The 12,823-nt window shown below is 67.5% G+C and carries 11 protein-coding genes; 5 read left to right on the top strand and 6 right to left on the bottom strand.

Annotation, left to right across the window (positions count from 1 at the left end; all coding sequences use genetic code 11):
* Positions 1 to 2: 2 nt before the first annotated feature.
* On the top strand, positions 3 to 518 hold the full coding sequence (locus MMF96_RS07535; RefSeq protein ID WP_256883167.1) for a DUF6993 domain-containing protein: 516 nt from the start codon (positions 3 to 5) through the stop codon (positions 516 to 518).
* Positions 519 to 573: 55 nt separating this feature from the next.
* Positions 574 to 2,256 (top strand): energy-dependent translational throttle protein EttA, encoded by a 1,683-nt coding sequence (gene ettA / locus MMF96_RS07530; protein WP_176616389.1) that lies wholly within the window; start codon positions 574 to 576, stop codon positions 2,254 to 2,256.
* 148 nt (positions 2,257 to 2,404) lie between these two features.
* On the opposite strand, the gene MMF96_RS07525 is transcribed toward ettA, so the two are convergent.
* Positions 2,405 to 3,313 (bottom strand): acyl-CoA thioesterase II, encoded by a 909-nt coding sequence (locus tag MMF96_RS07525; protein ID WP_176616390.1) that lies wholly within the window; start codon positions 3,311 to 3,313, stop codon positions 2,405 to 2,407.
* Between the two features lie 136 nt (positions 3,314 to 3,449).
* On the opposite strand from MMF96_RS07525, the gene MMF96_RS07520 reads away from it, so the two are divergent.
* Both MMF96_RS07520 and MMF96_RS07515 read left to right on the top strand, forming a co-directional pair.
* Positions 3,450 to 3,977: a thioesterase family protein gene (locus MMF96_RS07520; protein WP_176616391.1), complete on the top strand. Its 528-nt coding sequence runs from the start codon at positions 3,450 to 3,452 to the stop codon at positions 3,975 to 3,977.
* On the top strand, positions 3,978 to 4,646 hold the full coding sequence (locus MMF96_RS07515) for a hypothetical protein (protein WP_256883094.1): 669 nt from the start codon (positions 3,978 to 3,980) through the stop codon (positions 4,644 to 4,646).
* A gap of 215 nt (positions 4,647 to 4,861) precedes the next feature.
* Here the strand turns inward: MMF96_RS07515 and MMF96_RS07510 are convergent, their stop codons facing one another.
* The 5 genes from MMF96_RS07510 to pepN form a co-directional block, all read right to left on the bottom strand.
* Complete coding sequence (locus tag MMF96_RS07510; protein WP_256883166.1) at positions 4,862 to 5,329, bottom strand: globin; 468 nt, start codon at positions 5,327 to 5,329, stop codon at positions 4,862 to 4,864.
* Positions 5,330 to 5,681: 352 nt separating this feature from the next.
* Entirely contained in the window at positions 5,682 to 6,560 is an 879-nt protein-coding gene (locus MMF96_RS07505) for a mechanosensitive ion channel family protein (RefSeq protein ID WP_375141410.1), read from the bottom strand.
* Positions 6,561 to 6,646: 86 nt separating this feature from the next.
* Entirely contained in the window at positions 6,647 to 7,129 is a 483-nt protein-coding gene (locus tag MMF96_RS07500; protein WP_256883093.1) for an OsmC family protein, read from the bottom strand.
* A complete protein-coding gene (locus tag MMF96_RS07495) occupies positions 7,120 to 7,965 on the bottom strand; it encodes an SGNH/GDSL hydrolase family protein (protein ID WP_256883092.1) in 846 nt (281 codons plus the stop codon). Before MMF96_RS07495 ends, MMF96_RS07500 begins: the two co-directional genes overlap by 10 nt.
* Before the next feature lie 99 nt (positions 7,966 to 8,064).
* Positions 8,065 to 10,623: an aminopeptidase N gene (gene pepN / locus MMF96_RS07490; RefSeq protein WP_256883091.1), complete on the bottom strand. Its 2,559-nt coding sequence runs from the start codon at positions 10,621 to 10,623 to the stop codon at positions 8,065 to 8,067.
* A 264-nt stretch (positions 10,624 to 10,887) separates the two neighbouring features.
* Between pepN and MMF96_RS07485 the strand changes: the two genes are divergently transcribed.
* Positions 10,888 to 12,771 carry an APC family permease gene (locus tag MMF96_RS07485; RefSeq protein ID WP_256883090.1) on the top strand — a complete coding sequence of 628 codons (1,884 nt, stop codon included), beginning with the start codon at positions 10,888 to 10,890 and terminating at the stop codon, positions 12,769 to 12,771.
* Positions 12,772 to 12,823: the final 52 nt, after the last annotated feature.

Below are 12,823 nucleotides of genomic sequence, written 5' to 3'. Positions count from 1 at the left end.
CGATGAACCTGACACCCCGCCGGCCGTTCCTTCCTGCCAGGAACCGGCTGCGTGCCACGGCAGCGGCACTGGCGCTTGCTGCCACGCTGGCCGCCACCGGGTGTTCAACGCTCCCGGCCGGTACAAGCGCCGCGCAAAGCCCCTCGCAGGCAGCCAGCCAAGAAGCCAAGGCGAGCAGCACAGCGGGTCCTAAGGAATCAGCTAAAGCCAAGCAACCGGCGTCGGACGCGGCGGCCTTGGCGGCAAGGGTCAAGACCTCCCTGACCGCGCTGGGCAACACCACAAAGTCGCCAAATCGGGGCCAGATGATGCAGGCCATGTTGTCGGCGGGTGCGGTCAAGAACACCGTGGAGGTTTCCATCGACAAGACCCCCACGGGCCTGGCCGTGGACGCCATCCAGTCTGCAGCACGGGTGGCCAAGGAGTGTGTCATTGGCCAGGTGCGCGACGGCAAGGCTGCCGTCACAGTCCTGCCGGTGCTCGCCACCGGCCTCTGCTTTGTTGGCGACCAACACTGACCTCAGCCCTGCCTTGAATGTGAGTTAACCCCCTGCACCCACTAACCTATTGGGTATGGCGGAATTTATTTACACGATGTCCAACGCCCGCAAGGCCGTTGGCGACAAACTCATTCTTGACAACGTAAGCATGTCCTTTTTCCCGGGTGCCAAGATTGGCGTCGTGGGACCCAACGGTGCCGGCAAGTCCACCATCCTGAAGATCATGGCCGGATTGGACACACCCTCCAACGGCGAGGCCCGCCTCAGCGCCGGCTACTCCGTGGGCATCCTGCTCCAGGAACCCCCGCTCAACGAGGAAAAGACCGTCCTGGGCAACGTCCAGGAAGGCGTGGGTGAAATCTACGGCAAGATCCAGCGCTACAACGAGATCTCCGAGGAAATGGCCAGCCCGGACGCGGACTTCGACTCCCTTCTTGAGGAAATGGGCAAGCTGCAGGAAGCAATCGACGCCGCCGACGCCTGGGACATTGACTCCCAGCTGGAGCAGGCCATGGACGCTCTGCAGTGCCCCCCGGGCGACGCCGACGTCACCGTCCTCTCCGGAGGTGAGCGCCGCCGAGTGGCACTGTGCAAGCTGCTCCTGCAGAAGCCGGACCTGCTGCTCCTCGACGAACCCACGAACCACCTGGATGCCGAATCCGTGCTGTGGCTCGAGCAGCACCTGAAGAGCTATGCGGGCGCCGTCCTGGCCGTCACACACGACAGGTACTTCCTGGACCACGTGGCCGAATGGATCGCCGAAGTGGACCGCGGCCACCTGTACCCCTACGAGGGCAACTACTCCACCTACCTGGAGAAGAAGCGCGCCCGACTGGAAGTCCAAGGCAAGAAGGACGCCAAACTTGCCAAGCGCCTCGCCGAGGAACTCGACTGGGTCCGCTCCAACGCCAAGGGCCGCCAGACCAAGTCCAAGGCCCGTCTGGCCCGCTACGAGGAAATGGCCGCCGAGGCCGACCGCACGCGCAAGCTCGACTTCGAGGAAATCCAGATCCCGCCGGGACCGCGCCTGGGCAGCGTGGTGCTGGAAGCTACAAACCTGCAAAAGGGCTTCGGCGACCGCATCCTCATCGACGGGCTCTCCTTCACCCTCCCGCGCAACGGCATCGTCGGCGTCATCGGACCGAACGGCGTTGGCAAGTCCACCCTGTTCAAGACCATCGTGGGCCTGGAACCGCTCGACGGCGGCACCCTCAAGGTGGGCGAGACCGTCAAGATCTCCTACGCCGACCAGAGCCGCGGCGGCATCGACCCGGACAAGACCCTGTGGGAGGTTGTCTCCGACGGCCTCGACTACATCCAGGTCGGCAACGTGGAAATGCCCTCACGCGCCTACGTTGCCGCTTTCGGCTTCAAGGGCCCGGACCAGCAAAAGAAGGCCGGAGTGCTCTCCGGTGGTGAGCGCAACCGCCTGAATCTGGCACTGACGCTCAAGCAGGGCGGCAACTTGCTCCTCCTCGATGAGCCCACCAACGACCTCGACGTGGAAACCCTCAGCAGCCTGGAAAACGCGCTGCTGGAATTCCCCGGCTGCGCCGTTGTGGTTTCCCACGACCGCTGGTTCCTGGACCGGGTGGCCACGCACATCCTGGCCTACGAAGGCACCGACGAAAATCCGGCCAACTGGCACTGGTTCGAAGGCAACTTCGACTCCTACGAGGCCGACAAGGTGGTGCGTCTCGGCGTGGACGCAGCACGTCCACACCGCGTCACGCACCGCCGCCTGACGCGCGACTGATGCGAAACTGATTGAGTGGGGGCCGGTCCTGTGGGGCCGGCCACCAGTCATTTAAGCGGTTGGTTCGGGATACGGGGTCTCGACGGGCTCGACCGCCGGGGTCTCGACGGGCTCGACCGACGGCCTGGCCACGCGGACAGGATGACTTTCAGTCCGCCACCGGTGTGCCCTCGGGCAGCCGGAGCATGCCCTCCTGCGCCACCGAGGCCACCAGTTCGCCTTCGCGGTTGTAGAAGCGGCCGCGGCTCAGGCCGCGCGCGCCGGATGCGCTGGGGGAGTCGGACACATACAGCAGCCAGTCGTCCACGCGGAGCGGACGGTGCCACCACATGGCGTGGTCCAGGCTGGCCACGCTCATGCCGGGCGTGGCCCAGCTGAGGCCGTGCCGGCGCAGCACCGGTTCAAGCAGCGTGTAGTCGCTCGCGTACGCCAGTGCGGCGCGATGCACGCTCTGCTCCTCCGGCATGGGACCCATCGACTTCATCCAGACGGACTGGTGCGCCACATGCCCGCCGGGTGCCTGGAAGTAGATGTTGGGGTCCACATGTCGGATGTCGAAGGGGCGGTCGTACGCCCAGGCCTGGGCGACCGGGTGGTCGATCGCACCCAACAGCTCGGCCGCCGTCGGCAGCGTTTCGGGGTCCGGGATCCCGGCGGGCATGGGTTCCTGGTGCTCGAGGCCGCCGTCGGGCAGCTGGAACGAGGCAATCATGGACAGGATGGGCCTGCCGCCCTGGTAGGCATGGGCGCGACGGGCGGAAAACGAGCGGCCGTCGCGCAGCCGCTCAACGCCGAAGGTGATGGGATCCGCGGCATCGCCCGGGCGCAGGAAATATCCATGCATCGAGTGCACCAGCCGGTTTCCCTCCACGGTCCGCGACGCGGCAATGAGCGACTGTGCCAGCACCTGTCCGCCAAAAAGGCGCGGGCGGACAGAGTCGGGCACGCCCGGGCCCACGAAGATGTCCTCGCCGGTCCGCGCCCCGCCGGCGTCGGAAAGGTCTAGGATATGCAGCAGCTGGTCCATGGGGGCGGCGCGTGGCGGCAGGGCGTTCATACCGAGACTCTATGCGTCATCCGCGTACCCGCACAAATGGCCGCGCCAGCGTAAAAGCCCGCCGGACGCTGCCCGGACGCCGTGATCCATGCCACCTCCGCTTGGTGGCGCCCGGCAGCTTTGACATGATGTGAATATGGCCCAGGCAATCCAAATCCCCCTGCAGGTTCGCTTCGGCGACATCGACGCGTACAACCACGTGAACAATGTTGTCTACCTTCAGTACCTCGAGGACGCCCGGGTGAGGCTGATCCGCACCCCGTTCGCCGAAGACGTGCCGCCGGGCTCGGCCGCAAGCTTCAACGACCTCATCACCGATGACCTGTTCACGCTCGTGGGGCGCAACGAGATCGAATACCTGGCGCCCATCGCCTTCCGCACCGACCCCGTGTTAGTCAACATCTGGGTCACGAACGTCGGCGGCTCCAGCTTCGACTTCGGTTACACCATCACCGACGCCGACACCTCCGTCGTCTTCGCCCAGGCCGCCACCTCCATGGTGCTGGTCTCGCGCGCCACCGGCCGTCCCGTGCGCCTGACCGGGGCCCAGCGCGCCGCCCTCGAAACGTGGCGGGGCGGCCCCGTGCACTTCCGGCGCCGGCCCGCGGAGCTTCCCGCCGGCGTCGAACTTCCCGCAACACCTGCCACCCAAGGAGCGCGCTAAATGCCCACCGCAACCCATGTTGACCAATTCCTCCTGGCCGACGGCGGCACGGTCGCGGACCTGCGCACCTTCGTGACCCGTGCCCGCACCGCGGACGACGGCGCCATCCGCCTTCAGGGGGCCGGTTCCGTCCTCGCGGCGTACGTGTGCGTCATGCGTGCCAAGCTGCTGGGCGAGGGCACCCCGACGATCCTGGGGCTGCGCACCATGGCGCTGGACACGCCGTCGAGCCTGGACGTCACGGTGAGCCTGGCCTCGGTAGCCGACCGCCTGGCGCGCATGGACGCCGACGAGACCGCCCTGCCCGTGCCTCCCATGGCCGTCAACGAGTCGTGGGCGGCGGTCAGTGCACCGCGCGGCGCGTGGGAGGAGGTGGCCGCCGTTGACGCGGAGACGCTGATCAAGGTGGCGAAGGACGGGGTGCAGGAGATCGGGCAGATCATTCCCGTCAATCCCGGTGCGCTCATTGTGAACAACGCACGTGCCGCCGTGTGGGGCCGCCCCATTGCCGGGTTCGACGGCGAATTGCCCGGCGGTGCCGCGTTTGCCGCCTACGCCCTGGGCTTCGTGGCGCCGGGGGAGACCGGTGCCGTGTTCCGGTCCAACCGCTGGCTGCGCCTGAGCACCAGCCGCGGCCACATCCTGGTCCGGCCGAAGGCGGTCCTGTAGCCTTCGGCGGTGCACCTCAGGCGGGTTGTCGCGTGGGTGCGGATTCGGCGGTGCAGCTCAGGCGGGCTGGCGGGTGGCTGGGTCGCTTTTGCTGCACCGCCGATCGGGCCGGCGCCGGCATTCTGCCAATAAGGTCCGCCAGGTCGCCACAGCTGTACTTTCGGCCGCCCGGGCCGGCCGCAACGACCTCCGGGCCGGCGTAGCCAGCAGTGGCGCTACGCGCGGTCGTCCGGGTTGGACGCGGCATTGACCAGCGACGCCGCGGCCCGTTCGAGATAGTCCCAGAGCGTGGCCTCGTGCAGCGGGGAGAGCTCGACGGCGTCCACGCCCTTGCGCATGGCCGCGAGCCACCGGTCGCGGGCCTCGGGCGTGACCGCGAACGGCACGTGGCGCATGCGCAGGCGCGGGTGGCCGCGTTCCTCCAGGTACGTGCGCGGGCCGCCCCAGTACTGTTCCATGAACATCAGCATGCGGCGCTCGGCCGGTGCCAGGTCCTCCTCGTGGTACATGGCCCGCAGCAGCGGATCCGCGGCAATGCCCTGGTAAAAGACGTGGATCATCTTTTCAAAGGTGGCGTGCCCGCCGATCTGGCCGTAGAACGTGTCGGCATAGGCGGATTCGTCCGCGTACGGGTCCGTGGCTGCTGCCGTCCCCTCGTTGCCTGACGCATCTGCCGGGGGCACGGCCGCGGCTGTTTCCGACGGTGATACGCCGGGTGCAGCTGCCGTAGTCGGGGCGGGCCAGGCGCTGGGTGCGTTGACGGAGGGCAGCGGCCGGCCGACTCCCGTGGGAATGGGCAGGAGGGTGGACAACGACTCGCCAAAGCGCGACGGCACGGGGATCCCGGCTCCCAGCTTCGGGCCGGCGGCAACTCCGGGCTTCGCCGGAACTCCGGGCATGGCCGCTCCGCCGGACGTGGGCGCAGCACGGCGGGCAGCTGAATCGGCACCGCCCTCGGCGGCGTCGTTGGCCCGCGGGCCGTCGGCGAAGGGGGACAGCTGGTTGTGTTCGGCGGTCATGGCTGTGTCTTGCTCTCTACTCTGCGGATTCGTGTGGCTCGGTGGTGCGGGGCGTGGCAGGTCCGGACGATGCCGGCGTCCGCGGGCGCTGGCCGGCCTGCGCGTCCGTGTCCACGGAGGCTGGGCCCGCCGCAGGTGCGGCGTGCGAAGTGGCAGGCGGAGTGTCCGCTGGACCACCCGGTGCACCGGCGGCCGCCGGAGGGCCACCCGGCGCGCCGGCAGCCGCACCACCCGAAGTGGCGGCCGGAGCTGCGGGCGCCGTGCCCTGCGCCGTGTCCGGGTCCTCGGACGGGACGTAGCTGCCCTTGGTGCGGTTGCCCAGCCGGAGGATTTCGCCGTTGCGCAGGTACCAGAGCGTGCCGTCCTCGCCCAGCACCCTGGTGATGCGCAGGCCCACGTACTGGACTTCGCCGATGACCTCGCTGGTCTGGATGACGTCGCCGATCCCGTACTGGTCCTCAAGGGTGATGAAGATGCCGGCGAGGAAGTCGCGGATCAGCTGCTGGCTGCCAAAGCCGATGGCGATGCCCACCACGCCGACGCTGGCCAGCAGCGGCCCGATGTCCACATGGAAGGCCAGCAGCACGTAGAACACGGCAATGACCACCACAATGACCGTCAGGAGCGAGTTCAGCAGCGTGCCGATGGTGCTGGCACGCTGGATGCGCCGTTCGTTGTCCAGGGCGCGGAGCACGGGGTCCAGGTTGCGGAAGACGGGCTTCACCCAGCCGAAGCTGCGTTGGTGGAGCGTGCCCTTCCTGACGTGAGTGACGACGGACTTGATCAAGTAGTGCAGCACCAGCCACGCGACCAGTGCTATGGCAACGGCGATGCCTGCGTGGATCAGGTTTTCCAGGAAGGAGTTGCCGGCAGCTTCAAGGGTGTTCAGGGGCAAGGGGTAATCACCTGGCATCTTCGGGGGTGGGAATCGGGCTCGCTTCCAGCCTAGCGCCGAAGGCTGGCAGTTTCCTCCCCGCAGGGTCAGTCCTGCGTGGGTGCGGCCAGGGCGGGGTCGTGGTGGACGGGGAAGTTCACGCTGCGGGCAATGAAGCACTTCCGGTTTGCCTCGGCATGCAGGGAAAGCGCCAGTTCCGCCGTGGCCGGGTCGGCCACGGCAATCCTCGGATGCAGCGTCACGGAGGAGAACTGGCCGCTGCCGTCCGGGTTCAGCACCATGGTGCCGGTGGCGGTGTCCTCGTACTTGGTGATGACCACCCCGTTCAGGACGGCCACGTGCAGGTAGGAGAGCATGTGGCACTGGGACAGGGCGGTGACCAGCAGCAGCTCCGGGTTCCATCGTTCCCGGTCACCGTGGAAGGTCCTGTCCGCGGAGCCGAGAAGGGTGGGCAGGCCTACGGCCGTGACACTGTGGTCACGGCCGTAGCTCCTGTAGCCGGACGTCCCGGCTCCCCGGTTGCCCGTCCAAAAAACATTGATTGCGTAGTGATGCTCGTTTAGCGCCATACCTCAGCATAGAGCGGCGGGCTCAGTTGCACGCCCTGCAGCGCTGCTGCGTAGCCGGATGCGTAGCCTTCCGCGGTGGGGTGGAACGCCAGGGGCAGCGACACAAACGGCGAAACCAGCCAGCTGTCCGGGCTGGGGAAGCCGTGGCCGTCAAAAAGCCCGGCCACCGGCACGAAGCCTGCCCCGCTGCGCTGGACCGACTGTGCCAGCACGGCGTTGAGCTGGTCCACGGCCGCATTGACGGCAACCGCAGCGGCAACCTCCGCAGGCGGGTAGCCCAGTGCAGCCATGTTGGCCGGCTCCAGCAGGTGCGGATAGCCCATGAAAAGCACCTGGGCCTGCGGCACCTGCGCACGGATGGTCTGCGTCAGTGCCGACACCTGCCCCGGCAGCAGGGCGAGTTTGGCCTGCGCCCCGGCGATGGCCCCCTGGCATGTCTCGGGGGTTCCGAGCAGGCAGGCCGCGGCGACCTGGCCGGCCCCCACGTCATTGGCACCGACGGTCAGCGTGACCAGCCGGGTGGTCGGCGGGACCAGCGGCACCTGCAGGGCGGACACCTGGCTGATCGTGGCGCCGTAGCAGGCCAGGTTTGTCATGGACAGGCCGTTGGCGGCGGCAAAGTCGCTGCCATAGCCGTTGGGGCTTTGCAGGCAGGGACCGGCTTCCATGCCGCCGCCCGAGCCGGCCGAGTAGGAATCGCCGAGCACCGTGTACGTGCCGCCGGGCGGCGTTGCCGCCAACGCAGGAATGCCGGCGAACCCCAGGATGAGTCCGCCGGCAACCATTGCCGCTGCGGCTGTGCGCGCGGCCATTCTCTTCAGTGGGTGAGCTCTCATGACCCGACGCTATCCCCACAGCGCGCCGGGGCATAGAGTGGCGGGTACTTGTCTTTGCGGCGCCGGGCACCCTGCCGGCGCCGCAAGGACGACGACGGGCTACTGGTCCGCGGCCTGCGCCTTCAGCGCCCGCACCACGCCGTCGCGGCTTTCCACCACAAGGCGCCGCAGGGCCGGTGCCTCGGAGCCCAGTTCGGCCAGGAAGGCGTCCGTGGCGTCCACCGTGGACTGTGCCACGAGCTGCGAGGGATACAGCCCCGTGATGATCGTCGAGGCGGTCTCATACGACTTCTCCGCCCACACGCCCCGGATCGCGGCAAAGTACTTCGCCACGTACGGCTCCAGCAGTGCGGTGTCCCACACGCGCCCGAAGCCCGTGACGGCCGCGCGCTGCACGGCGTTGGCCCCTTCCCCACGCACGACGACGGCCTCCCACGTCCCGGCCTTGCCTTCCGGCGTCGGTATGGCCGCATGGGCCGTGGCCGCAGCTAGCTGGCCGTTTTGGGTGTTGTCGCGTTCCAGCTCGGCATCGATGTTGCCCTGCGCGGCCCGCGCGCCGGCCACCAGGGACGTCAGCAGCTCCCAGCGCAGGTCCGTGTCAATCGCCAGCCCGTCCAGCGTTTCGGTCCCCTTAAGCAGTTCCTGCACGTTGTCCAGCTGCACGTCGCTTTGTGCGTGCAGCGCGAACGCCTTCACGAACTGCAGCTGGGCGTCGGAACCGGCCGCGGCGCCGCGGGCCAGCTCCCACAGCGCGTCGGCGGCATCAAGGGCCGTTTCCCGCTGGTGGTCCGGAGCCACGTAAAAGTGCAGGGCGGTGGCCAGCTGGCGCAGCAGCACCGTGATGACGGTGGAGTCGGTCTCGTGGCCGATGTTGGCCAGCACCAGCTGGACATACTCGCGGGCGGGGGTTTCGCCGTCGCGGGCGGCATCCCAGGCGGAGGCGGAGACCAGGGTGCGCGGCAGCGAGGCCTTGAAGTCCTTTAGGTGCGCCTTGGCCGTGGCCAGCGAAACGTCGTCGAGGCGGATCTTGGCGTAGGCGAGGTCGTCGTCGTTGAGCAGCACCAGGTCGGGGCGCTGCAGCCCCACCACCTGCGGAACGGCGGTGGACGCGCCGTCCACATCCAGCTCCACGCGCTGCGTGCGCACCAGCTTGCCGGCGTCCTCCCCGGCGGTGGCCAGGTTGTAAAAGCCCACGGCCGCGCGGTGGGGGCGCAGCACGGGGTGCCCGGCCACGGCGGACTGGAGGATCGCGAACGAGGTGATGGCGCCGTCGTCGTCCACCTCAATGGCCGGCTTGAAGGTGTTCACGCCGGCCGTTTCCAGCCATTTTTCCGTCCAGGCCGAGAGGTCGCGGCCGCTGGCGGCCTCCAGTTCAACCATGAGGTCCGGCAGCTCCGTGTTGGACCAGGCGTGCTTGCCGAAGTAGGCGCGCACGCCGGCCATGAACTGCTCCTGGCCCACCCAGGCCACGAGCTGGCGCAGCACCGACGCGCCCTTGGCGTAGGTGATGCCGTCAAAGTTGACCAGCACGTCCTCAAGGTCCTTGATCTCGGCCTTGATGGGGTGCGTGGACGGCAGCTGGTCCTGGCGGTAGGCCCAGCTCTTTTCCAGCGAGGAGAACGTGGTCCAGGAATCCACGTACCGGGTGTTTTCCGCCGCGGCCAGGGTGGACATGAACTCGGCAAAGGACTCGTTGAGCCACAGGTCGTTCCACCAGCGCATGGTCACGAGGTCGCCGAACCACATGTGCGCGAGCTCGTGCAGGATGGTGATGGCGCGGCGCTCCACCATGGCGTCGGTGACCTTGGAGCGGAACACGTAGCTTTCCAGGAACGTCACGGCGCCGGCGTTTTCCATGGCGCCGGCGTTGAATTCGGGGACGAACAGCTGGTCGTACTTGGGGAACGGGTACGGGGTGCCGAACTGCTTTTCAAAGAACTCAAAGCCCTGGCGGGTTAGTTCAAACACGGCGTCCGCGTCAAGGAACTCCATGAGGGACTTCCGCGCAAACACGCCCAGCGGGATCACGCGGCCGTCGGAGCTGGTCAGCTCGCTGCGCACGGATTTGTACGGGCCGGCGATCAGCGCCGTGATGTAGCTGGACATCTTCAGCGTGGGCGCAAAGTGCCACACGGCCTTGCCCTCGCCCGCGGATTCCGGCACCGGGGTGGGGGAGTTGGAGATGACGTCCCAGTGGGCCGGGGCGGTGATGTGGAAGGTGAACTGCGCCTTCTGGTCGGGCTGTTCAAACACGGCAAACATGCGCCGGCTGTCCGGGACCTCGAACTGCGTGTACAGGTACACCTCGTTGTCCACCGGGTCCACAAAGCGGTGCAGCCCTTCGCCGGTGTTCATGAACAGCGCGTCCGCCTCGACGGTGAGCACGTTCTCCGCAGCGAGGCGGGGCAGCTGGATGCGCACGCCGTCGGACACTTCCGCCGGGTCCAGGTCGACGCCGTTCAGGGTCACCTTGTGCACCGTCTCAGTCACCGCGTCAATGAACGACGACGAACCCTCCTTCGCGCTGAACCTCACCGTGGTGGTGGACGGAAAGGTGGTGGCGGACTGTGTCAGGTCAAGGGTGACGTCATAGTCCTTGACCGTCAGTGTTGCGGTGCGCTCGATCGCTTCGGCGCGGGTCAGGTTCAAGCCAGGCAAGGTAATGCCTTTCGTTCGGTGTCGGGTGGACGGTGGTGCACGCCCGCCGCTGGTCTCCAGCGGGGGCGTCCGGGTCATGCGGCGGGGCCGGCCGGCTCAATGCCCCGGCGGGTTCAGCCCAGTCTTTCACTTAAGTCCGCCGGGTGTGAGCGGCGGCACGCCCCAGCCCCTCAAAATTGCCCCCGCCCCGGCCTGCTCCGGGACGGTGCCGCGGCGGTACGCTGAAAATAATCGATTCACGTCAGACACAAGGAAGTGTTGACCATGGCCATCGCGCATGAAGAAGAGCGTGGAACATTCGAATCGGCGGACGGCGGCCTCAAGCGGAGCCTGTCCCTGACACAGTTGCTGTTGCTGGGCGTGAGCGCCCAAATCGGATCCGGCTGGCTGTTCGGCGTGCTGGCGGCGGCCGGGGTGGCGGGCCCCGCGGCCATCCTGTCCTGGATCATCGCCTCAGTCCTGGTCTTCCTGATCGCCCTGACGTACCTGGAGCTGGGGGCCATGCTGCCGAGGTCCGGGGCCATTGTCCGTTACACCTTCCTCAGCCATGGCGCCTTTTCCGGGTGGATCATCGGCTGGGCCTACTGGCTCTCGGTGGTGTCCATCCCGCCCATCGAGGCCGAGGCCACCCTGACGTATCTGGGCGGGCGCTTTCCCGAAACGCACTTTTTGACCACCGTCGGCGGTGTGAAGCTGCTGAGCTGGCCCACGGGGATTGTCAGCGGCTTCATCCTGATGCTCCTCTTTTTCATCCTGAATTTTTTTGGCGCCCGTTTCCTGGCCGAATCCAACCGCTGGGTCACCCTGTGGAAGATCGCGCTGCCGACCCTGACGTTCATCTTCCTGTTCTTCATCCTCAACGGCAGCAATTTCACCTCCTACGGCGGATTCGCACCCCAGGGCGTGCCGCCGATCTTCCATGCCATTGCCACAACCGGCATCATTTTCTCCCTCCTGGGTTTCCGGCAGGCATTGGACTACGGCGGGGAATCGCGCAACCCGCAACGGGACGTGCCGCTGGCCACCATCGGGTCCATTGTGATCCCGGCCGTCATCTACACCTTGTTGCAGGTGGCCTTCATTGGCGCCATCAACTGGCAGGACATGGGCCTGAAGGGCGGCCAGTGGGACAAGCTCGTCAGCGGCGGCTGGGCCGACGGCCCGCTGTTCCACGCACTGGACTCCGCCAACATTGCCGCCCTGGCGGCGCTGGGCACCTTCTTGCTCATTGACGCCGCGATCTCACCCCTCGCCACCGGGTGGGTGTACCTGGGCACGGGGGCCCGCACCGGCTACGGACTGGGCGTGCACCGGAACGTGCCGCGCACCTTCACCGCCAGCAACCGCTACGGCATACCGTGGCTGGCCCTGGTGGTCTCGGCCGTGGTGGGCTGCGTGTTCTTCGTCCCGGCCCCGAGCTGGTACCAACTGGTCGGATTCATCAGCAGCGCCGCCGTGCTGACCTACATCATGGGCGGCGTGGGCCTGCCTGTGCTGCGCAAAACGGCCGGTGCCCTGGAGCGGCCGTTCCGGCTTCGGGGATTCAGGTTTTGGTCCCCGGTCTCCTTCCTGGCTGCCGTGTTGATCCTGTACTGGAGCGGGTTTGCGACGCTGACGAATGTCTTCACCGCCACCTTCATCGGCCTGCCCTTCTTCACGGCCTACTACGCCTGGAAGGCCGGCTGGATGCACGCGGTGGCCAGCACCGTCGTCAGCGTCGTGTTCTTTGTCCTGTGGATCTGGACGGCAGCCGCCAGCGGCTGGGTCCTGACGGGGAGCGGCGGGGCCCGTCCCGGCGCCTGGCCCTTCGTCACCTACTACGTGGTGTTCTGCGTCCTGGTGGTCGCCTTTTGCACCGCCGTGTGGGTCTTCAGCAATGCGGAGGGCCGCCAGCACGTCAACGCCACGTGGTGGCTGGTCTGGCTGCTGCTGGCCTCCCTGCTGGTTGGCTACCTTGGCGTGTACGGACCCCTGGCCACCCCGGTGCTCCAGTTCCCCTGGGGCATGGTCACCGAACTTCTTGTCGGCATCGTGACCTACCTCTGGGCCGTCCGCTCAGGATTTGAAACGGCTGAAATCAAGGACATCGTGGCCGGCGCCGCGGGCCGTGGCCCGCGGTCCGGCACCGCCGCCGGCGCGGGGGCCTGAAACCGCCGGGCCGGCCGGCCCGCCACCGACGTAAAGACCAACGTGTGAATAA

Origin of the sequence: Arthrobacter sp. STN4 (assembly GCF_024539665.1) — a bacterium.
In the GTDB taxonomy this organism is placed as follows: Bacteria; Actinomycetota; Actinomycetes; order Actinomycetales; family Micrococcaceae; genus Specibacter.
Note: the sequence above shows the minus strand (reverse complement) of the source record. Positions and strands in the feature narration are given on the sequence as shown.